The organism is Shewanella sp. BC20, from assembly GCF_003129585.1.
Lineage (GTDB): Bacteria > Pseudomonadota > Gammaproteobacteria > Enterobacterales > Shewanellaceae > Shewanella > Shewanella seohaensis.
The window spans coordinates 1-20,782 of the sequence record NZ_NHRI01000009.1; the positions used below are offsets into that span (position 1 = coordinate 1).

Annotated in this window: 18 protein-coding genes; 8 read left to right on the forward strand and 10 right to left on the reverse strand. The window is 49.0% G+C overall.

Annotated elements, in window-relative coordinates:
- Positions 1 to 265 precede the first annotated feature (265 nt).
- Positions 266 to 691, forward strand: coding sequence for an SH3 domain-containing protein (locus tag CBX96_RS10705; RefSeq protein ID WP_069455370.1), 426 nt, complete (start codon positions 266 to 268; stop codon positions 689 to 691).
- A gap of 102 nt (positions 692 to 793) precedes the next feature.
- Here the strand turns inward: CBX96_RS10705 and CBX96_RS10710 are convergent, their stop codons facing one another.
- The 8 genes from CBX96_RS10710 to CBX96_RS10740 form a co-directional block, all read right to left on the reverse strand.
- Positions 794 to 2,041, reverse strand: coding sequence for a glutamate-5-semialdehyde dehydrogenase (locus tag CBX96_RS10710; RefSeq protein WP_109286684.1), 1,248 nt, complete (start codon positions 2,039 to 2,041; stop codon positions 794 to 796).
- 11 nt (positions 2,042 to 2,052) lie between these two features.
- Positions 2,053 to 3,159 carry a glutamate 5-kinase gene (gene proB, locus CBX96_RS10715; RefSeq protein ID WP_089068828.1) on the reverse strand — a complete coding sequence of 369 codons (1,107 nt, stop codon included), beginning with the start codon at positions 3,157 to 3,159 and terminating at the stop codon, positions 2,053 to 2,055.
- 9 nt (positions 3,160 to 3,168) lie between these two features.
- On the reverse strand, positions 3,169 to 4,665 hold the full coding sequence (gene putP / locus CBX96_RS10720) for a sodium/proline symporter PutP (protein ID WP_109286685.1): 1,497 nt from the start codon (positions 4,663 to 4,665) through the stop codon (positions 3,169 to 3,171).
- 3 nt (positions 4,666 to 4,668) lie between these two features.
- The gene (locus tag CBX96_RS21565) at positions 4,669 to 4,845 is read right to left on the reverse strand and encodes a hypothetical protein (RefSeq protein ID WP_164717906.1); all 177 of its coding nucleotides are present in this window, start codon (positions 4,843 to 4,845) and stop codon (positions 4,669 to 4,671) included.
- Between the two features lie 274 nt (positions 4,846 to 5,119).
- Entirely contained in the window at positions 5,120 to 5,941 is an 822-nt protein-coding gene (locus CBX96_RS10725; protein ID WP_109286686.1) for a hypothetical protein, read from the reverse strand.
- Positions 5,942 to 6,310: 369 nt separating this feature from the next.
- A complete protein-coding gene (gene gorA, locus CBX96_RS10730; RefSeq protein WP_109286687.1) occupies positions 6,311 to 7,666 on the reverse strand; it encodes a glutathione-disulfide reductase in 1,356 nt (451 codons plus the stop codon).
- Positions 7,667 to 7,833: 167 nt separating this feature from the next.
- Positions 7,834 to 8,364: a hypothetical protein gene (locus CBX96_RS10735; RefSeq protein ID WP_109286688.1), complete on the reverse strand. Its 531-nt coding sequence runs from the start codon at positions 8,362 to 8,364 to the stop codon at positions 7,834 to 7,836.
- 109 nt (positions 8,365 to 8,473) lie between these two features.
- Entirely contained in the window at positions 8,474 to 9,256 is a 783-nt protein-coding gene (locus tag CBX96_RS10740; RefSeq protein ID WP_109286689.1) for a hypothetical protein, read from the reverse strand.
- Between the two features lie 263 nt (positions 9,257 to 9,519).
- Here CBX96_RS10740 and prlC point away from each other — a divergent pair, with 263 nt between their 5' ends.
- Positions 9,520 to 11,559 carry an oligopeptidase A gene (gene prlC, locus CBX96_RS10745; protein WP_109286690.1) on the forward strand — a complete coding sequence of 680 codons (2,040 nt, stop codon included), beginning with the start codon at positions 9,520 to 9,522 and terminating at the stop codon, positions 11,557 to 11,559.
- A 128-nt stretch (positions 11,560 to 11,687) separates the two neighbouring features.
- The gene (locus CBX96_RS10750) at positions 11,688 to 12,218 is read left to right on the forward strand and encodes a thioesterase family protein (RefSeq protein WP_011718763.1); all 531 of its coding nucleotides are present in this window, start codon (positions 11,688 to 11,690) and stop codon (positions 12,216 to 12,218) included.
- 276 nt (positions 12,219 to 12,494) lie between these two features.
- Here CBX96_RS10750 and CBX96_RS10760 read toward each other — a convergent pair whose 3' ends face one another.
- A complete protein-coding gene (locus tag CBX96_RS10760) occupies positions 12,495 to 13,142 on the reverse strand; it encodes a glutathione S-transferase family protein (protein WP_109286691.1) in 648 nt (215 codons plus the stop codon).
- Positions 13,143 to 13,346: 204 nt separating this feature from the next.
- Between CBX96_RS10760 and CBX96_RS10765 the strand changes: the two genes are divergently transcribed.
- Positions 13,347 to 14,036 carry a DNA-3-methyladenine glycosylase I gene (locus tag CBX96_RS10765; protein WP_109286692.1) on the forward strand — a complete coding sequence of 230 codons (690 nt, stop codon included), beginning with the start codon at positions 13,347 to 13,349 and terminating at the stop codon, positions 14,034 to 14,036.
- A gap of 102 nt (positions 14,037 to 14,138) precedes the next feature.
- Here the strand turns inward: CBX96_RS10765 and CBX96_RS10770 are convergent, their stop codons facing one another.
- Positions 14,139 to 14,885, reverse strand: a complete 747-nt coding sequence (locus CBX96_RS10770) for a TorF family putative porin (protein ID WP_109286693.1) — start codon at positions 14,883 to 14,885, stop codon at positions 14,139 to 14,141.
- Positions 14,886 to 15,707: 822 nt separating this feature from the next.
- Between CBX96_RS10770 and CBX96_RS10775 the strand changes: the two genes are divergently transcribed.
- The 4 genes from CBX96_RS10775 (at position 15,708) to CBX96_RS10790 (ending at position 20,754) form a co-directional block, all read left to right on the forward strand.
- Entirely contained in the window at positions 15,708 to 16,856 is a 1,149-nt protein-coding gene (locus tag CBX96_RS10775; protein ID WP_109286694.1) for an efflux RND transporter periplasmic adaptor subunit, read from the forward strand.
- 9 nt (positions 16,857 to 16,865) lie between these two features.
- Positions 16,866 to 20,000: an efflux RND transporter permease subunit gene (locus CBX96_RS10780; RefSeq protein ID WP_109286695.1), complete on the forward strand. Its 3,135-nt coding sequence runs from the start codon at positions 16,866 to 16,868 to the stop codon at positions 19,998 to 20,000.
- Positions 20,001 to 20,109: 109 nt separating this feature from the next.
- Positions 20,110 to 20,406 (forward strand): hypothetical protein, encoded by a 297-nt coding sequence (locus CBX96_RS10785; RefSeq protein WP_109286696.1) that lies wholly within the window; start codon positions 20,110 to 20,112, stop codon positions 20,404 to 20,406.
- Positions 20,407 to 20,454: 48 nt separating this feature from the next.
- Complete coding sequence (locus CBX96_RS10790; protein WP_011624555.1) at positions 20,455 to 20,754, forward strand: hypothetical protein; 300 nt, start codon at positions 20,455 to 20,457, stop codon at positions 20,752 to 20,754.
- Positions 20,755 to 20,782 lie beyond the last annotated feature (28 nt).

Sequence of the window (20,782 nt, forward strand, 5' to 3'; positions counted from 1 at the left end):
CGATATCTAAACCGATTGTAGTAATCTTCATAGGTGGACCCGTCCTCTTTCTGATGAGTTTTAGCGACTACATCGTGGCCCATTGCGAGGCCGATTTAAAGTGGATGGGTCCATTCCATTATCCATGACCGAACTCACGCAATTTGCCTATTCGCCCTGCGGCAACTCCGAGGGGAGTCGTATTCTGCTGCATCGGGCGGTAAATCTATGCTTAAAGCAATCTAGCGGTAATTATTTTGAGGCGAGAATATTCAAGGAGTGAAATGTGAATAGGTTATGGATATTACTGTTAGTTTTTGTTCTGGGGCATCCAATATCCATTGCCAACGCCAAAAACTGTAAAAAGGGTCAACCGTGCGGCAATTCCTGCATTTCTTGGAACAAAACTTGTCGTATCGGATCGGCAAATACAAGTGCTAGCACTCGCACCGTGGTGTCACAAGAGAAAAGCCATTTGCAATCGCCAAACGCGGACATTGCGAGCAATCCTGTTCTGGAGAATGGACAGCTATATGAAGTAACTATCGATAAGCTCAATATCCGCAACAAACCTAAGAAAAATGGGGAGTTACTGGGTGTACTCTCAAAAGGTGAGCGTATTAGTGTGCTGGCTGCAAGCGGTGATTGGAAGGCCTTTCTATATCAAGACAAACTCGCTTGGGTATTTTCGAAACATTTGAAAGCCGTATAAGAAGTATGAAGCTCAATTTCTATGACGAGCACTTAAACAAAGCCCCAAGGGAGAATACCTTGGGGCTTTGTTATTTAGTTAATCACATCGTCTAAGTAATCGCTAAGCCCTAATCTGTCCTGTGCCTGAAACCAGATATTTTTCAGTAGTTAAGGCTTCGAGTCCCATGGGACCGTAGGCATGTAGCTTAGTGGTGGCTATGCCGATTTCGGCGCCGAGGCCGAGTTCGCTGCCATCGGAAAAACGCGATGAGGCATTTACCATAACGACCGAGGCATCCACTGCGCGTTGAAAGCGGGCGGCGGTGAGTTCATTGTCGGTGCAAATCACCTCGGTATGGTGGCTGCCAAACTTAGCGATATGTTGGGTGGCGACCTCAAAACTGTCGACTTGGCGAATGGCGATTTCTAAGTCCAAGTATTCTTGGCCAAAATCTTCTTCTGCCATATAAGTGCAGGCGTCGAAATACGCGGCGGCCGGAGGGCATGCATTGATTTTTACTTGATGCTCGGCCAGTGCTTTGGCGACGCGGGGCAAGAATCGCGGCGCGATATCCTTATGCACTAACAAGCCTTCGAGGGCGTTGCACACTCCTGTGCGTTGGGTTTTGCCATTGAGCAGCAAATCCAAGGCGATATCTTGATTAGCGTCTTTATCCACATATAAATGGCACACGCCCTTAAAGTGCTGAATAACCGGAATGCTGCTGTTTTCAGTGACGTAATTAATCAGTCCTTCGCCACCGCGGGGGATGATCACATCGATAAATTCCCGCAGCTGCATCAGTTCGAGCATTAGGGCGCGGTCAGGATCGGGGATCACGCTGATAAGTGCTTTAGGCAAACCATAGGCGGTCAGTACCGCCTGTAAAATACTGGCGATCACTTGGCTGGTGTGTAGTGCTTCTTTACCGCCTCGCAGGATCACCGCATTGCCGGATTTAAAGCACAATGCGCCAGCATCGGCGGTGACATTAGGGCGCGCCTCATAAATCATACACACCACGCCGAGTGGCACGCGCATCTTACTGATGGATAAGCCATTAGGCCGTCTACCAATAAAACGCTCGCGGCCAACGGGATCGGGCAGCGCGGCGATGGTTTCGATTCCTTGCGCCATCGCCTCGATGCGATGCTGGTTTAGCGTGAGGCGATCGACCATTGCAGGGCTTAAGTTGTCCTGAGTCGCTCGGTGCACGTCAATCAGATTCGCGCTTTGGATTTCATAGCTTTTTTCCCTTAATGAGCGCGCCATATCCAGTAATACGGTGTTTTTTAACGACTCATCGAGTTGGGCGAGTGTGCGGGCCGCATGGGCGGCATCGGTAGATATTTGTTTAATTAGGCTCATAGTTTCTCCACTCAAATGGATTTAAGAATGGCGATATTCTTATCGGAAATGATGGGGCCGGTTTTTTGCTGGAATTCACTGGCAAACGCCTGATCATCCTGCTCGGTAATAAAACTCAGTAGGCAACTGCTGTAGTTAGATTTGGCTTTCGCCAACTTAGTGCCATCGCCTTTACGCACCAGAATGGTATCGCCCACTGAGAAATCCCCTTTGACTTCAACCACATCATCGCTGGTTAATTGCTCGCTGTGCTGATCGAGTGCGAGGTCAAAATCATCCTCGACGATCACTTCGCCCTGCGCCTGCGAGGTGTGGGTCATCCAATGCAAATGCTCCTGCATCGGTTTTTCGTAGGGGGTAAAGAGGGTGCCCGGATTTTGCCCCTTTAGCAGTTGGCTAAAGGAGTCGGCATTAAAGCCATTGATAATAAAGGTCTCAATGCCGTGAGAGATGGCTTTTTCGGCGGCTTGGATCTTAGTGCGCATGCCTCCTGTACCAACATCGCTGCTGGCGCCTCCCGCCATCGCATAGATATCGGCATTGATTTCAGTGACTTGCTTTATCAACTTGGCATTGGGATGTTCGTGGGGATTTTGATCATAGAGTCCATCCACATCCGAGCAAATCACTAAGGTGTCGGCATCGGCCGCAGCCGCCACCATGGCCGAGAGATTATCGTTATCGCCAACCTTAAGTTTGTCGGCGGTAACGGCATCATTCTCATTGATGATCGGCATTAAACCGTGTTCGAGCAGGCTAAAAATGGTGTCTCGAATACTGATATAACGCTCGCGATTACGTAAGTCGCCATGGGTCAGCAGCAGTTGGGCGGTGGGAAAATCAAATAGCTTATTCCACGTCGCCATCATATCCGCCTGCCCCGCGGCCGCCATGGCCTTTTTCACTGTGACACTGGGCTGAGCTTGGCCCTCAAAATGATGCCAACCAGCGGCAACCGAGCCGGATGAAACCAGTACCACTTGGATACCTTGGACACGGCAGTAAGTAATAAACTGCGCGATACCCAAGAGATAATGGCTACTGCAACCTTGCTTGTGGGGCGCGATTAAGGCGCTCCCCACTTTGACGACAATACGTTTACGGGGAGAGTCTGTCATAACGCCTCCTTAGCTTTCCTCGGCCAGTACACGACCGGCCTGATGGAATTGCTTAGTGGTTTTAGGACAAGGATCGGTATCGAATTTGCTCACCAGATAAATCACTGTACTGCTGACAACAAAGCCGGGGATCATCTCATATACTAGGCTAGTCAATGCCTTACCATCAGCAAGCACGGGGGCATAAATCCAAAAGAGTACTGTGAGCGCGCCCGAAATAATCCCCGCAATCGCCGCTTTATGGGTGAGGTTAGCCTTATACAAACTAAACAGCACCAGCGGACCAAATGCGGCACCAAAGCCTGCCCACGCATTACTCACGAGGGAGAGGATGCTGTTCGAGCGGTCGAGTGCCAGCAGCGTTGCGACAATGGCGACACCTGCGACCCCGTAACGACCCATTTTGACCATCTCTTGCTCGCTCGCGTCTTTCTTCGAGAGGGTGCGATAAATATCTTCGGTCAGCGAACTCGACGAGACTAATAGCTGCGAGGAGATCGTGCTCATAATGGCCGCGAGAATCGCTGCCAGCAGGAAGCCGCTGATTAAGGGGTGGAACAGCAACTCTGAAAACACGATAAAGATGGTTTCAGGGTCTGACAGCTTCATGTCAAATTTATTGGCGTAGGCGATACCGACCAAGCCCGTCGCTAAGGCGCCGATAATGGTCACTGTCATCCAACTGATGCCGATGCGGCGTGCGGTTTTAATGTCGGCGACCGAGCGGATCGCCATAAAACGCACAATAATATGCGGCTGGCCGAAATACCCAAGTCCCCATGAGAGGCTAGAAATTAAGCCAAGAAGAGTCACATTTTGCATCGCGTCGGTAAAATGCGGGATCGACTGATAGGCAAAATTCATCATGCGGTCTGCGCTGGTAAATTCTTGATATGCCACGAAAGGCACTAAGACCAAGGCGACAAACATAATGCAGCCCTGCACAAAGTCGGTGAGGCTAACGGCTAAAAATCCCCCCAGCAGAGTGTACGACACCACGACGGCTAAGGTGACCACTAGGCCAATATCGTAGTTCAGCCCAAAAGCAGATTCGAACAACTTACCGCCCGCGACCAATCCCGCCGAGGTATAGAGGGTGAAAAAGATCACTATGATGACTGCGGCAATAATGCGAATGCTGTTATCGGCCTGACCAAAGCGTTTAGCGAAGAACTCAGGAATCGTCAGCGCGTTATCGGCGACCTCGGTGTAGACCCGCAATTTAGGGGCGACTACCAGATAATTGATTAGAGCACCAATTAATAATCCGAGGGCGATATACAGGGTTTCAAACCCCACCAGAAACATAGCGCCGGGCAGGCCCATCAGCATCCAGCCACTCATATCCGAGGCGCCAGCCGAGAGTGCTGTCACTTGTGGGCTCACTTGGCGGCCACCCAAAATGTAGCCAGAGACATCATCGGTCGACTTACGGTAGGCGAACAAACCAATAGCGAGCATGGCAATAAAGTAAATTGCCAATGAAACGTAAGAGAGGGAATTCATCGATTATTTTCCTCCTAACGCTTTGTTATTTTGAATGAAGCTCGGTTTCAAAATGACAAAGAGATAGGTACTTAGAATGGCGAACAGGCAGAAATATTGTAGTGTTCCATGAAGGCGTGCTCGGGTGGAGCGGATGATCTGTGAGATGGGGTTTTCATCTGTAGCATGCTTAGCTGACATAATGCCTCCTTGATTTTTCTCAAACAAAAATGAGAGTGTGATTTAGTTAGTACTCTAATTACCGTAACATATATAAATCTAATTTTCCCGCCTAAATCACAATTTAATAGGGCGAATTCGCGCTTTTGACTGACTTTTATAGTTTGAGTTGATAGCAATTTTGTGTTTGCAATTGAGGATTTAGCGTGAGAAAGGTCGTGGTTGAAAGAGGAAGAAACCCTTTCGAAGGGGCTTCTTCATCAAACGACTGGGGATGGCTTACAGCGCGGGTTTACTAGAGCTGGTAGTTAAACTCTATCCTATGATCACCGTCCATAAAGCTAACGTTTTCATTAAAGTTGGCAAAGTAGCGCAGGTTCATTCGTGGGTTGATTTGGTAACTGAGCGCGAGTTCGTGGGTCAAAATATGGCTCTTGCCTAAGCCATAATAGTTGTCGGTGTAATTGTCAGAGCCAGAAATAGTCGTCAGCCAGAAGGGATTGTAATTCAACCAGATTTTGTCGGTGATTTTGAGCTTGCTATACATTCCCACTAGGCCGTAAACGCCCATGATGGAGTAACCACTGTCAATGGAGCCATCATCTTCGAGGGCGTCGTTACCAATAGACACACCAGCGCCAACCAATGGATAGAGGCTGAATCGCCCCATCGGCGGCAAGGCTTGGATAAAGCTATAGGACAGATCGGCACTCTCTTGAGCGACTAAGTTAGGATTAAGGTTATAGCTGATATCAATTTGCGCGGCTCGGCCGTTGGTGACATTGGCGGTAAAGTTACGAAAGCGGAATGAGTCGACAGAGTCAGAGGCGGCGCCTTCGCCTCGCCAGCCTAAGGTATCGCCAAAGATCCCTTTCACTTCGATGACATTCATCCCAGCTTTATTTTCTTCGCCCGTATAATAGGCTTGGCCTATTTTCAGGTTGAGGCCTTTATCTGTTACGCCAAAGCCCGCTTGAGTATAAATCGCAAGCGGATCGGACATATCCTGCGGCTGTTTTTCAGTTTTTACGACAGGCGTAGTGTCACTGTCGGCCGCGTGCGCTGTGTATAGGGGCAGCAGGGCGATACCTGCGATAAATGAATAACATGCTCTCATATTAACCTCTCGATTTTATTTGAGTTAATGGCTAAGGATGGGCAAGAGGTGAGGCATGAGATAAATACTGGGGTTTTGATTCGCGGCCGAGATTGTGTCATTTGCGTCATCCTATGCAATGTGGGTTCCTATTGGTTTTTAAGTCCCGTCACTTAGCAGAGAATGTCTGCCCTTATGAGACAAAAATCACCATTAGCTAAACTACCCTAAGCATGGGGTTGTGGCAAAAGTATTTACTTAGGCGGCTGACTTGCGGTGTGATGGCGTTTGAAAGAGGTTGTCTGGCAGCGACTTCTATTGAAGCTTAAACGACTGAGTAATAAAAAAGGCCAGACTATTCTGGCCTTTAAGTTTCTGAATTTGCGAGATTTATCGCATCGTAACAAATTCCTCAGCCCCAGTGGGGTGGATGGCAACAACGGCATCGAAATCAGCTTTGGTGGCGCCCATTTTCATTGCGACACCAAACCCTTGGAGAATTTCGTCCATACCAAAGCCAATGCCATGAATACCAACCACTTTCTCTTCTTTACCGGCGCAGACCAGCTTCATCTTACAGGCCTGGCGATGGCTAGTGACGGCGGTATACATGGAGGTAAAGCCTGAGGTGTAAACCTTCACATTATCATCACCATATTGCGCGCGGGCTTCTGGCTCGGTTAATCCCATAGTGCCAATCGGTGGATGGCTGAAGACCACGGTTGGGATTTGGCTGTAATCCATTTTGGCATCGCTCATGCCGTTAAATAAGCGCTCAGAGAGTAAGCGACCTGCCTTAACCGCAACGGGAGTCAGCTCCACGCCGCCCGCCATAATATCGCCCACGCAATAAATGCCTTTGTGGGTGGTATTTTGCTGCGCGTCGGTAATCACATAGCCTTTGCTATCCAATTGCACGTCGGTATTTTCTAAACCGATATTGCCCGTCGCGGGTGAGCGGCCAATGGCCCAAATCAGGCAATCAACGGTCACGCTTTCGCCATTTTCGAGGTGCAGAGTCAGGCTGTCGTCGGCATTTTTGACCACAGATTGAGGAACACTGTTGGTGTGCAGGGTTGGGCCTTCGGTCTTCATTGCATCGACTAGGGCGTCGATCAGCATAGGATCGAAGTTACGCAGCGGCGCATGTTTACGGACAAACAGGTGAGTCTCGCTGCCAAGCGCGTGTAACACGCCCGCGACTTCGACGGCGATATAGCCAGCGCCGACGACAGCGACACGTTTAGGTTGTTCGCGCAGGGCGAAGAAACCATCGGAATCAATCCCGTATTCCGCACCAGGAATGTTTGGGATAGTTGGCGCGCCGCCGGTGGCGATCAGGATATGGTCGGCCGTGTAGTGCTCGCCATTTACTTCAATGGTGTTGCCATTAACGAAACGGCCATAACCATTGAGCAGGGTGACTTTGTTATTGGTAAAGCCGCGACCGTAGGCCTCGTGGATACGACCGATATAGGCTTCGCGGCTGTTCACTAAGGTGTTCCAGTCGAATTTGTTGACTGAAACATCAAAGCCATAATCTTTGGCGTAGAGGTTCATGGCTTCGGCGATATGCGCGCCATACCACATGACTTTTTTAGGTACGCAGCCCACGTTTACGCAGGTACCGCCAACATGTTTCGCTTCGATGAGTAGAACTTTAGCGCCACGCATGGCAGCTCGGTTAGCTGAGGCGATACCGCCGCTGCCTGCGCCTAGGCAGATATAGTCAAAATGTTGAGCCATGAGTTTCTCCGTCTAACTCTAAGAATGAGGTGCTTAATAGCAGAAGGTCATTGTAGGTTGGAATGGGTTTGCAGACCAGCCCATTAGGTTGCTTTGGTATAGACCTTGTCTTGCCGCAAAAAATCTCAGCAAAGCACTCACTTTAACTATGGGCGGTTAGCTCAAGCTTAACGGCGATATTGGCAGCGATAGTGATCGTCTTGGTTTGGTCCTTCGGCGCCACATTTGAGGCATTGCCATTCCTGCTGACGGGCACTGAGCTCATCGGTGTTATAGCTCGCCGCTCTGTCGGGTCGGCTGCCAATTTGAGTTTCGAGTTGTGACATGCGGGCATTGAGCCAGCGGCAACTAGGGTCGTTAGCGACTCTATCTCGACTGGCGAGTTGTTGTTTGCGGCTCGGCTTTTTCTTTTTCGCAGCGGTCGATTTGGTCGTTTGCTTGGTCTTTGCCTCATCCACATTGACTGTGGGCGACGAATACTCCAAGGCGCTTTGTTCTGCAGGGATGGCAAGCGGTTTTCCCTCGCTATCGAGCAGTGTGCCTAGGGGCAGAGGCTCGCTAGGCGTGTTTTGGGAGAGGTTTTCTAATCCATATTCGGGCACCAACACGGGCTCGCGCGCGGCGCAGATGGAGGACAAACTGCAAAATACTAATAGGATAAAGGTGTGAGATAACACCTTGGCTTGGTGAGTTAACATTCCCTGTTCCTCGGCACGTTAAGGTCGTTCCTTCGACATCTTGAGTGTAGTTAGCGCGGGATAGGTTTGCCAAACGGAAGAATAAAAGTGGCCAGTGGCCGTGTCACCCTTAGAAGCTGATATTGAAATGGATACCCGCATAGGTTTGATCCAGCGAGCTAAAGTCACCATTGGTGGCCGCTTCTTGCTCAATGTCATCTTGGGCTATGCTGTGGCTAATATGGCCACTGAGACTCATATTGTCGGCCAGATCATAATTCGCCTCTACCCCAAATTGCAGATGATTTTGGCCGTTGTGGTCTTCAGTGCGATATTTAAAATCAAAACCTTGCGTTACATAGGGCGAGACTGTGAACTGCTCCGTGAGTTGCCAATAACTGTGTAGACTCAATTCGACAAAATAGCCCGCAGCCTCGGTGGAATACACATAATTTACCGAGGGGACTAACCAAGGGGCGGCGGTGTAGGCTAATTCTGCGAACAGTTCGTTATCCTGACAGCGACTGCTGCTATAGCCTTCAATCCGTTGATAGCCCACATGTGCTTCAACATCTTCACTGAAGTGTAATGCGTATTCGAGGCCAATGTTCCACTCGGTATAAGCCTGACTATCACCGCGCCCGACAAGGGCGTAGGTTGTCAGGTTGCCGTATTCAACGCTGGCGTTCATCCAATAGATACCGCCATGCTCGAGGTTGTTGCGTCCTTGGGAGATGTATTTGCTGTCCCAACCTAGGTCGAGATTAACGGCCCAGTCTGATGTCGATACGGGCAATACGCCGCTACTAACCCCTTCGGTTTGCGCGAGGCTCTCGTTGCCCCAGCCGTTGTTTGCACAGGCTAAGCTAAGGATGCCCAAGGTACCGAGGATGAAGTGTTTTAAAACGGCCATAACGAAATCTGATCTAGATGCGAACTATAACTAGATTTTAATACATCGGAATATGATCGTTAATGAGAATGGATTTGATTTGCGATCAACTCGTCAAGATTGAATAAGTAAATTTGGTGTAAATCTTAATTGTGAGCTGGCTCGCTTTTTTCTTCGCCTAATGGCGTTAGTGACATAGACGAAGGTTGCAATCGGTTTTCTCGCCTTGATAAATAGTAGATAAGCCCTTATTTATTAGCTACACAGATTGTAGAGGAACCATTATGAGCAACCCTTTGCTTAACGGCGCAAAATTACCGCTTTTTTCCCAGATTAAACCTGAACATATTCAAGTTGCCGTTGAGCAGGCCATTGCTCAGTGTCGTGCCAAGATTGATGAAGTGCTGCAAAACTCAGGGCCGTTTACGTGGGATAACTTAGTTGCCCCGCTGGAGCAAGTGGACGACGAGTTAAGCCAGATCTGGTCGCCCGTCTCCCATATGAACTCAGTGGTGAGCACTGATGAATGGCGCGCCGCCCATGATGCTTGTTTGCCACTGTTATCTGAATACGGCACCTATGTGGGCCAACACCAAGGGCTGTATCAGGCCTATAAATCGCTGCGTGCATCGGCAGAGTTTGACCAATTAAGCCAAGCACAGCAGATGGTGATTGAGCACAGCTTACGGGACTTCGAGCTCTCGGGTATCGGCTTAGATGATGGGCAAAAAGTGCGTTATGGCGAAATCGTTAAACGCCTATCCGAGCTGACGAGCGGCTTTTCGAATCAACTGCTCGATGCGACCCAAGCTTGGACTAAGTTAATTACCGACGAGGCAGAATTAGCCAGTTTACCCGATTCAGCTAAGGCGGCCGCAAAAGCGATGGCCGAGGCCCGCGAACAAGAAGGTTGGTTATTTACCTTAGATTTCCCTTCCTATTTACCCGTGATGACCTACAGCGAAAACCGTAGCCTACGTGAAGAGTGTTACCGCGCCTTCGTCACTCGCGCCTCGGATCAAGGTCCAAATGCGGGTGAATTCGATAATGGTCCATTGATGGATGAAATCCTTGCGCTGCGCCACGAGCTGGCACAGTTGTTAGGCTTTGATAGTTTTGCCGAAAAATCCCTCGCGACGAAAATGGCCGAAACTCCCGCTCAAGTGATGGCATTCTTAAACGAATTGGCGCTGCGCTCTAAGGATCAAGCTAAGGCCGAATTAGCCGAGCTTAAAGCCTTTGCACTGGAGCAGTATGGCGTGAGCGAAATGGCGTCTTGGGATTTGAGTTTCTATGCCGAGAAGTTACAGCAACATAAATATGAGATCTCTCAAGAGTTGCTGCGCCCTTACTTCCCTGAAGATAAAGTGCTTTCTGGCTTGTTTTACACTGTCTCGCGCCTATTTGGCTTAAAAATTGTTGAGCAAACTGAGTTCGACCGCTGGCATAAAGACGTGCGTTTCTTCGATATTTTTGACGAAACGGGCGAGCACAGAGGCAGCTTCTATTTAGACTTATACGCCCGCACAGGCAAACGCGGCGGCGCTTGGATGGATGATTGCCGCGTGCGTCGTAACACGCCTCATGGTCTACAAAAACCCGTGGCTTATCTCACGTGCAACTTTAATGGCCCTGTGGATGGCAAACCAGCACTCTTTACCCACGATGAAGTGACGACGCTGTTCCATGAATTTGGCCATGGCATTCACCATATGCTGACCAAAATTGATGTGGCTGGCGTGTCGGGTATCAACGGTGTGCCTTGGGATGCGGTCGAATTGCCTAGCCAGTTTATGGAAAACTGGTGCTGGCAAGAAGAAGCCTTAGCTGAAATCTCCGGTCACTACGAAACCGGTGAGCCCTTACCAAAAGCCATGCTAGACAAGATGTTAGCGGCGAAAAACTTCCAATCTGGCATGATGATGTTGCGCCAGCTTGAGTTTTCACTGTTCGATTTTAGATTGCACCACGAATATGACCCCGCCAAAGGGGCGCGTATTCAAGAGACCTTGGACGAAGTGCGTCGTCAGGTGGCCGTGTTAATTCCGCCTGCATTTAACCGTTTCCAACATGGTTTTGCGCATATTTTTGCGGGCGGTTATGCCGCGGGTTACTACAGCTACAAGTGGGCCGAAGTGCTGTCGGCGGATGCGTTTTCTCGCTTCGAAGAGGAAGGCATCTTCAATCCTGATACTGGCCGTAGCTTCCTGCACAACATTCTCGAAATGGGTGGTTCTGCTGAGCCGATGGACTTGTTCAAACAGTTTATGGGACGCGAGCCGAGTATCGATGCGCTGCTGCGCCACTCTGGGATTGCGGCTTAAGCCACCCTAAATAGGAAAGCTTGAGCATAAAAAGGCGCCATTTGGCGCCTTTTTTGTGAGCTAGATCTCGCTTGCCCTCTGGTATGACCTCTGTTAGCCTGTGGCTCTTCTTTTTAGAGCGACTGCATATGAATCTGTATTTCCGTTTGTTTTGGTTGTTGTTTTGGCGCACGCGCCACTGCCGTAAGATTGATTTTTTGGGTACGAGCCGCATTACTTACCGTGCATTACCTAGCGATTGCGATATCAACTTCCACCTGACTAACTCCCGTTATCCGGCGTTTATGGATCTGGCGCGCACCTATATGCTGGCCGAAATGGGGCTGTTGAAGCGTTTCCTCAAATTGAAGTGGATGCCGATTGTTAACGCTGCCGAATTTACCTATATCCGCGATATCAAGCCCTTAAAAAAGTTTGAGATTGAAACCAAAGTCGTGGGTTGGGACGAGAAATATTTCTATATTGAACAACGCTTTGTGAGTGAACGTGGCTTGCACTGCATAGTGCATGTGCGTGGTGTGTTTGTCTGTAAAGGTAAGCAAGTTCCCTTGGATGTGTTAGTCAAAGAGGCGGGTTATACCGATCCTGCTCCTGAGTTGCCGCCAGAAGTCATTAAATGGAAAGCGTTTTTACAATTGAAGAAAGAACGCAATCGCTAGGGCGTGTTGACGTTTCGAGATTAGATTTTGTTCGTTCTGGCAAGCTCGTGCTCGCGAAACGAGGAATGACGTGTAGTTATTCTACTCAAATGACGAGTGACAAAGAGAACGAGCTTGCTAGACGAACCCTTCGGGCAGCGTTTGGCTGACGTTTCTGCTGCGTTATCGTCCGTTTATGTAGAATAACTACACCGCACTGACTTCGCCTTGCATAAACGCCAGCCAAATTGCTGCAAAAATAACCCTGAAACGTCAACACGCCCTAATGTGTTGGCACTAGGGAATACTCCTGATCCCTGTGTCTTCCTCCATTTCGGCGAGTAGCACCTCTTCAAGCACCAGCATCCAGGCGCCGCGTAGCTGCGCCTGTTGCCAGTAACGCACGAGTTCATCTAAATCCAGCAGATTTAAGTGGGCAAAACTGTAGCTTAAACAGGGGATAAGCGCGCAATCGGCCAAGGTAAAACTATCGCCGCACACCCAGTGATTCTGCGTGAGATGGGTATCCAAACGCTGAAACTGGATAAACATCTGCTTTTCTATCTGCTTGATCTCAAATTCATGCCCTTCGGGGGCATGCTTTAATTTTTCCAATTGAAATAACGGGTTATTAATATCGTTATCTATGATGCGATCGAATAAGCGCACCGCGAGATTGCGTTCGGGTTCGGCGGGCAGTAACTGGGTACTGTTTTGAAAATGCCTGTCTAGGTATTCAATAATAATGCTGGACTCGGGGAGCAGTTGACCTTCGTGGGTTTTAAGTAATGGGAGTTTGCCGGGAGGATAAAATTGCTGGAATGTTTGACGTGCTAGCGGGTCGCGCAAATCGGTGATCCGCGGGTAAAAGTTAGCTTGTTTTTCATAGAGAGCAATCAACACCTTCTGTGAATAACGTGATAACGGATGATAGAACAGCTCCATAGGTGTCGACCCCACAACCCCTGCATTTTTTGACTCTACGCCTTAACTTTAGTCGTTATCAAGGCGCTTGCTGTGGGATTTTTTCTGCAGATGGGCGTCAGTTGCGTAAAAGCGGGTTGCCATGCGGAATGATCCTCTCGCGCAAAAATTCGGTACTATTAGCTTTAAAATCGCAGTGAAATAGAGATAACCAAAGGTAACAGTATGAGCCAGTTAGAAAGTTTCTCATCCATCTATGCCAGAGCGAGTGAGCGCAAGGGCGGTAAAAAGGGGCTCGAAGCATTACTGCCTGGCTGCCTAACGAGTGCCGAAATTCGCCAGTATGATGATGCCACGCTGCTCTCTGCCATGAGCCGACAGGTGTTTCAGAGTGGCTTTGTCTGGCGTGTGGTCGATAATAAGTGGCCTGCTTATGAGCAATCTTTCTTTCATTTTGTGCCTGAAAAGGTGTTGATGCTGTCACCGGAGCAGATCCAAACACGTGCCGCGGATGCGACTCTGATCCGCCATTTAAAGAAAACCCAAGCGATTTATGATAATGCCTTGATGATCCATGATATTGCCCGCGAACATGGCAGCTTGGCTAAGCTGATTGGCGATTGGCCGACCGAAGATATAGTTGGGCTTTGGGCACTCTTAAAGAAACGAGGCGCTCGCCTCGGTGGCAATACGGGGCCGTATTTCCTGCGCGGTATTGGTAAGGATACCTTTTTGTTAACCGATGATGTGCAGGGTTATTTTAAAGCGCACAAGCTGGTGGATGCCGGTTTTAGCTCGCAAACGGTGTTAAAACAGGTGCAGGCCGCATTCAACCAATGGCAACAAGAATCGGGTCGTTGTCTTGCGGATATCAGCCGCGTCTTAGCCTGTAGCGTGGGCGATAATCGTATTTAGATAAAAAAGGACCAGCCAAATTGGCTGGTCAAGGCTCGATATTTCAAGCAATTGGAGTACTGCAGGGAAGCAGCGGGATGAACGTATAAGCAAAAAACAGGATTAGAAACTCTTACTGATCCCAATGACGACTCTGTCATCGAAGATTTCAGTCTGTGTGCCATAGACTTTATGGTCACTGTCGACAGTGCTGCCGTGGTAGCGTAAATCGAAGTTGAGGCCGTAGTAAGCTTTGCTCAAGCCGATGTTCCAGTGGCCCCAACCTTCGGCGCCATCACCCGTGAGGTCTTGATAACCCACAGAGGCCGAAATTTTTACGCCATTGTCAAAGGTATAGCTTGGGTGCAAAGCATAGTTAACCCCGTGCCAGCCATCGACACCAAACCAATCATCAACCGTTGGGGTGACTTCGAGTTGCAGATTCGCACGGCCAAATTGTTTGCCTACTTTTAACCATAATTCGGTGTAGTTAGAGTAAGACGCACCGGGATAGAGGTATGAAAATAACATCACATCATAGGTAAAACCGGAATCGCCAAACTCACCCGCTTTACCAATAAAAGGTGCGGTCACGATTTCTAAGTTAGGGTCGGCAAATTTGATGTTGGAGCTAAATACGCCCGCATACCAACCTTGGTTGTGATTCCAACTCAGCGTACCTTGTACCACGGGAATATCACCGTCTAAGGTCTCTGATTCACCGCGGAACACATAATCCGAGGCAAAGTTAACATTGCCGTTAATGGTGCCACCAAAAAGCTGGTTGTCTTCGGCACCATGGGAGCTGGCCGCCAGTGAAAGTAACGCCCCACTTAGCAGAAATTTAGTACGAGTCTTCATAATCATCATCTCAAAGTCATTGGGAATTGTTAGCGCACCTTTATCGTAAAAATAAGTTGTGAATAGCGCTGTAGCTTGGGATGAACCAATGACGAAAAGATATGAATGAATGTGAACAAGCAGCGAAATAGCACGGTTGTGAGTAGCGTTTATTTTTTAAATGCGTTTTTTGGGAAGCAGAGTTTCATTTAATGGGGTGTAAATCGCCATTTCGGGTTTGCCCTCAATTACACTTGGTCATAAAATGTCGCGTCCAAGGTTTTGGGCGTCTCTCATTTCCAAGATGTAGATTTAAAAAGAATTTACATAAGCCATATATTATTTCACGGTATCAAGAGTATTTTTCGCCTACGATTTTTCAACGCTTTAGTTGGATAACAAGGCGATATGAACCATCCTTGTTTATCAAGCATCTGCCGTTATTTGGGAGATGTTATATGCGTAAAATCTTATTAATGAGAGGCGCGAGCGAATATATCGCATCGTTATCGATTAACTGTGTTCAGCATTTATGGTGACTAAAGCTGTGTTGCCAAACATGTTTGCAACATTTTTGATATAGAGTAGGCTGGATAAGTGCTTTGTATCGTATAACGCTAACAACCTTATCCACTATTAGCATATTCATTAAATAGGGTAACAATTTAATGAATAAGGTATTCGCTAGGGTGTGAATATTTTCATTAGTTTACATTTTAGTTGGTTTATCTTTCTTGTTCATCCTTATAGGGTATGCGATAAGTAGCAGATTTGATTTTAGTTATAATTACGGCCGTGAGTTCACCATTGCAGCGTGGCAAAACGGTAGCGTTAATATTTAAAGGAGTTCTCATGCGGCAGACAATTAAACTTGCCTCAGTAATTAGCGTGGCGTTGTGGATGGCAGCTTGTAGCCCTCAAGAAGAGAAGGCTGGTCCTGCTGGCGCTGGGCCGCAGAGTGTTGAGGTGGGGGTCATCAATGTGGCGACCAAACCTCAGGTTATCCAAGTCGAATTACCGGGCCGTAGCAAGGCGTTCCTCGAAGCCGAAGTGCGTCCTCAAGTGAATGGTATTATTACCAAGCGTAGCTTTGTTGAAGGCGGTCATGTGAAGCAGGGCGAGTCCCTCTATCAAATCGATTCTGCGCCTTACAAAGCGGCATTGGTAAGCGCAAATGCCGATTTAGCCAGAGCGAATGCAAGCCTTGCATCAGCTAAGGCGAAAGCTGCCCGTTATCAGCAGTTAGTGAAGACTAACGCCATCAGTAAGCAGGATTTCGACGAAGCTGAAGCGGCTTACAAAGAAGCACTGGCGAGTGTGACTGTGGCTGAAGCGGCAATCAACACTGCCAAAATTAACCTCGAATACACCGAAGTGTTAGCGCCTATTTCAGGCCGTATCGGTAAATCGAGTGTGACAGCCGGTGCGCTGGTGACCGCTAACCAAAGCCAAACGTTGGCGACTATTCAACAGCTCGATCCTATCAATGTGGATATCGCGCAGTCGAGTGCTCAGCTGTTACGTCTAAAAGCCAAGCTGCAGCAAGGTAAGCTGCAGGCGGCTGATAACGCTGACGTGCAGTTAGTCTTAGAAGACGGCACGATTTATGGCCACAGCGGTAAGCTGCAATTTGCTGAAGTGAGTGTGGATGAAAACACTGGCTCAGTGATCCTGCGTGCAGAGTTCCCTAACCCCGATGGCATCTTACTGCCTGGCATGTATGTTCGCGCCGTATTGAATACTGGTACCGATCCTCAAGCCATCCTAGTGCCGCAAAAAGCCATTAGCCGTAACGCTAAGGGTCAAGCCGTGGCTATGGTGGTGAACGATCAAGGCGTAGTGGAAGCAAAAATTGTTACTACAGCTGAAGTTATCGACAATCAATGGCGTATTACTGCCGGTTTGGAAGCGGGCGATAAGTTGATTGTGGAAGGATTACAAAAGATCCGTCCAGGTGCACCAGTCACTCCCAAAGTTATTTCTGAAACCCAAGCACAATAGGGCATAGCTATGGCACGTTTTTTTATTGATCGCCCCATCTTTGCGTGGGTGATCGCCTTAATCATTATGTTGGCGGGGGTTCTGTCGATCCGATCCCTGCCAGTCTCGCAGTACCCCAGTATTGCGCCACCGACAGTGGTGATCAGTGCAAACTACCCAGGTGCATCGGCCAAAATCGTTGAAGACTCAGTGACTCAGGTGATTGAGCAACGTATGAAGGGTATCGACCACCTACGTTATATCGCCTCAACCAGTGATAGCTTTGGTAACGCTTCTATTACCTTGACCTTTAACGCGGAAGCCGATCCGGATATCGCGCAGGTTCAGGTACAGAACAAGTTACAGGGCGCAATGACTTTGTTACCACAAGAGGTGCAATCTCAAGGGGTTAACGTTAACAAGTCAAGCTCTGGCTTCCTGATGGTACTGGGCTTCGTTTCGACCGACGGTTCTTTAGATAAGGGTGACATCGCCGACTATGTGGGCGCTAACATCCAAGATCCTATGAGCCGTGTACCGGGCGTGGGCGAAATTCAGATTTTCGGTGCTCAATATGCGATGCGTATATGGTTAGACCCACTGAAACTGACCCAATACAACCTCACCAGCTTAGATGTGGTGAGCGCTATCCGTGCGCAAAACGCGCAGGTATCTGCGGGTCAACTCGGTGGCACACCATCACTGCCTGGACAAGAGCTAAACGCGACTGTATCGGCACAGAGCCGTCTACAAACGCCAGAACAATTCCGCAAGATCATTCTTAAATCCGATACATCGGGTGCGAACGTATTCTTGGGTGATGTGGCGCGTGTTGAACTGGGTTCAGAAAGCTATGCAGTAGAGTCTCTGTATAACGGCAAACCAGCTTCGGGTATTGCGATTAAGCTGGCAACCGGCGCTAACGCCCTAGATACGGCTGAAGCGGTTCGCGCTAAAGTTGAAGAGTTACGCCCCTTCTTCCCTGCTGGGTTAGATGTGGTTTACCCCTACGATACAACGCCATTCGTTGAGAAGTCGATTGAAGGCGTAGTACACACTCTGCTTGAAGCTATCGTACTGGTGTTCGTCATCATGTACCTCTTCCTGCAGAACTTCCGTGCGACCTTAATTCCAACGATCGCCGTACCTGTCGTATTGCTGGGTACCTTTGCGATTCTGTCGGCAACGGGCTTCTCCATCAACACCCTCACCATGTTCGCTATGGTGCTGGCGATTGGTCTGCTCGTGGACGACGCGATTGTGGTGGTGGAAAACGTTGAGCGGGTAATGGCCGAAGAGGGCTTAAGCCCACTCGAGGCGACCCGTAAGTCGATGGATCAAATTACTGGCGCGTTAGTCGGTATCGGTCTGACCTTGTCGGCGGTATTCGTACCTATGGCGTTTATGTCGGGTTCTACTGGGGTTATTTACCGTCAGTTCTCGATCACTATCGTTTCTGCGATGGCGCTGTCTGTACTGGTGGCCTTGATTTTAACGCCTGCACTGTGTGCGACCATGTTAAAACCGTTGAAGAAAGGCCATGGCCATATCGAAACAGGTTTCTTTGGCTGGTTTAACCGTGGCTTCGATCGCTTAACGAACCGTTACGAATCGAGCGTGGCAGGTATTGTGAAGCGTGGCTTCAGAGTCATGATGATTTACGCAGCCTTAGTTGTGGCTGTGGGCTGGATTTTCATGCGCATGCCAACGGCATTCTTACCTGACGAAGACCAAGGTATCTTGTTCACGCAGGCAATTTTGCCAACCAACTCTACCCAAGAAAGCACCATGAAAGTGTTAGAGAAAGTCTCTGATCACTATCTGGCTGAAGAGGGGGTGAGATCGGTATTCAGCGTGGCGGGCTTCAGTTTCGCGGGTCAAGGCCAGAACATGGGTATTGCCTTCGTTGGCTTGAAGGATTGGTCAGAGCGTGAAGCGCCAGGTATGGATGTGCAATCCATTGCGGGCCGCGCGATGGGCGTATTCAGCCAAATGAAAGAAGCCTTCGTATTCGCCTTCGTACCGCCTGCGGTAATCGAGCTGGGTACGGCTAACGGTTTCGATATGTACCTGCAAGATAAGAATGGCCAAGGGCACGACAAGTTAGTCGCAGCGCGTAACCAATTGTTAGGTATGGCGGCACAGAATCCAAACCTCGTGGGCGTTCGTCCAAACGGTCAGGAAGATGCGCCAATCTATCAGTTGCATATTGACCACGCCAAACTGAGTGCCTTAGGCATTGAGATTGCGAACGTGAACAGCGTGCTCGCAACCGCATGGGGTGGCTCTTATGTAAACGACTTTATCGACCGTGGTCGTGTGAAGAAAGTTTACGTACAGGGTGATGCGCAATACCGTATGCAACCTGAAGACTTAGACACTTGGTACGTGCGTAACAACAAGGGCGACATGGTGCCATTCTCGGCCTTCGCAACAGGCGCTTGGGAATATGGTTCACCTCGTCTAGAGCGTTTCAACGGTCTACCTGCCATGAACATTCAAGGCGCAACGGCTCCTGGTTTCAGTACAGGTGCGGCGATGAATATCATGGAAGACATGGTGAAGCAGTTGCCACCAGGCTTTGGTATCGAGTGGAACGGCTTATCCTATGAGGAACGTTTATCGGGTAACCAAGCGCCAGCGCTGTATGCGCTGTCGATTCTGGTGGTATTCCTCGTACTGGCAGCACTTTATGAGAGCTGGTCTGTACCGTTCGCAGTAATCCTAGTGGTTCCGCTGGGGATTATCGGTGCCCTACTGGCGATGAATGGTCGTGGCTTGCCAAACGACGTGTTCTTCCAGGTGGGTCTGTTGACGACGGTCGGTTTGGCGACGAAGAACGCCATCTTGATTGTAGAATTCGCCAAAGAATTCTATGAGAAAGGTGCGGGACTTATTGAGGCGACCTTACATGCGGTACGTGTGCGTTTGCGTCCAATTCTGATGACGTCACTCGCCTTCGGTCTAGGTGTTGTACCGTTAGCGATTAGTACTGGTGTAGGTTCTGGTAGCCAGAACGCCATCGGTACCGGTGTACTCGGCGGTATGATGAGTTCGACCTTCCTCGGTATCTTCTTCGTGCCGTTGTTCTTCGTGATTGTGGAACGTATCTTCAGTAAGCGCGAGAAGAAAGGTAAAGAAGAAAAGCCGACCTCGGCGGAGTAATCTAACCTAACATTATTAAAGCCCTGCACATGCAGGGCTTTTTGTTAGCGTATCGTTACTACGATGGATAGCCAGCATTAGCCAATTCGGGCATATTGACGGAATCATAATGGATAGGGAGCTTGGTATGTTGTCACAGGAACTTGCAGCGCTGGATAAAGCCATAGCCAAGGGAAAGTGGTTTTTTATCCTAGTGGTTGGCGTGTTGTTTTGGGGAGGCATGACCTCCCTCGTGGTCGCCACTATCCATTATCTCACCTCAGATACATCCTTTTGGGGCGAGTTAGCTCGGGCACTCTGTATTTATCCTGCGGCAGGTATTTTATTTGGTTGGTTTGCTTGGGTGCGGCTACAACGTAAAAGAGATAGACTGCGCGCCGAATATTATCAGCCGCATAATGAGTAACAGTGTGTTGGCTTTAGGAGCAAAGTGGTGTCATCGGTGAGAGGTTTTATGACTAAGCAGCTTATCATGGCAGTCGTTTGCCATTGTATCGCGCTGGGTATGGTCGCCTATGGCGCCTATGAGTTTTATCTTGAGCAACTGGCCGTTCCTGAGCTGACTCGCCTCTTTGCCGTCGCAGTATTTTTTATTGGCATGGGGCTGGACCCTAATATGTTTTTTACTCCCCTCAACCAAGTGATGAGTCAGGCCGAGGATAAATCGCCTAAGGCAAAGTTACAGACTGTGGTGTTTAATCTGGGGGTTTTCTTGCTGATCTGTAGTTTTTTAATGGAATGGTTATACGACTGAAGTCGTTAATCCCTGCATGAATTCGGAC

What these genes read in the sequence shown, in the direction of transcription:
- CBX96_RS10775 (WP_109286694.1), top strand. Translation starts at nt 15,708, where the DNA reads ATGCGGCAGACAATTAAACTTGCCTCAGTAATTAGCGTGGCGTTGTGG.
- CBX96_RS10725 (WP_109286686.1), bottom strand. Translation starts at nt 5,941, where the DNA reads ATGAGAGCATGTTATTCATTTATCGCAGGTATCGCCCTGCTGCCCCTA.
- CBX96_RS10790 (WP_011624555.1), top strand. Translation starts at nt 20,455, where the DNA reads ATGACTAAGCAGCTTATCATGGCAGTCGTTTGCCATTGTATCGCGCTG.
- CBX96_RS10785 (WP_109286696.1), top strand. Translation starts at nt 20,110, where the DNA reads ATGGATAGGGAGCTTGGTATGTTGTCACAGGAACTTGCAGCGCTGGAT.
- prlC (WP_109286690.1), top strand. Translation starts at nt 9,520, where the DNA reads ATGAGCAACCCTTTGCTTAACGGCGCAAAATTACCGCTTTTTTCCCAG.
- gorA (WP_109286687.1), bottom strand. Translation starts at nt 7,666, where the DNA reads ATGGCTCAACATTTTGACTATATCTGCCTAGGCGCAGGCAGCGGCGGT.
- putP (WP_109286685.1), bottom strand. Translation starts at nt 4,665, where the DNA reads ATGAATTCCCTCTCTTACGTTTCATTGGCAATTTACTTTATTGCCATG.
- CBX96_RS10770 (WP_109286693.1), bottom strand. Translation starts at nt 14,885, where the DNA reads ATGATGATTATGAAGACTCGTACTAAATTTCTGCTAAGTGGGGCGTTA.
- CBX96_RS10740 (WP_109286689.1), bottom strand. Translation starts at nt 9,256, where the DNA reads ATGGCCGTTTTAAAACACTTCATCCTCGGTACCTTGGGCATCCTTAGC.
- CBX96_RS10780 (WP_109286695.1), top strand. Translation starts at nt 16,866, where the DNA reads ATGGCACGTTTTTTTATTGATCGCCCCATCTTTGCGTGGGTGATCGCC.
- CBX96_RS10760 (WP_109286691.1), bottom strand. Translation starts at nt 13,142, where the DNA reads ATGGAGCTGTTCTATCATCCGTTATCACGTTATTCACAGAAGGTGTTG.
- proB (WP_089068828.1), bottom strand. Translation starts at nt 3,159, where the DNA reads ATGACAGACTCTCCCCGTAAACGTATTGTCGTCAAAGTGGGGAGCGCC.
- CBX96_RS10750 (WP_011718763.1), top strand. Translation starts at nt 11,688, where the DNA reads ATGAATCTGTATTTCCGTTTGTTTTGGTTGTTGTTTTGGCGCACGCGC.
- CBX96_RS10735 (WP_109286688.1), bottom strand. Translation starts at nt 8,364, where the DNA reads ATGTTAACTCACCAAGCCAAGGTGTTATCTCACACCTTTATCCTATTA.
- CBX96_RS21565 (WP_164717906.1), bottom strand. Translation starts at nt 4,845, where the DNA reads ATGTCAGCTAAGCATGCTACAGATGAAAACCCCATCTCACAGATCATC.
- CBX96_RS10710 (WP_109286684.1), bottom strand. Translation starts at nt 2,041, where the DNA reads ATGAGCCTAATTAAACAAATATCTACCGATGCCGCCCATGCGGCCCGC.
- CBX96_RS10765 (WP_109286692.1), top strand. Translation starts at nt 13,347, where the DNA reads ATGAGCCAGTTAGAAAGTTTCTCATCCATCTATGCCAGAGCGAGTGAG.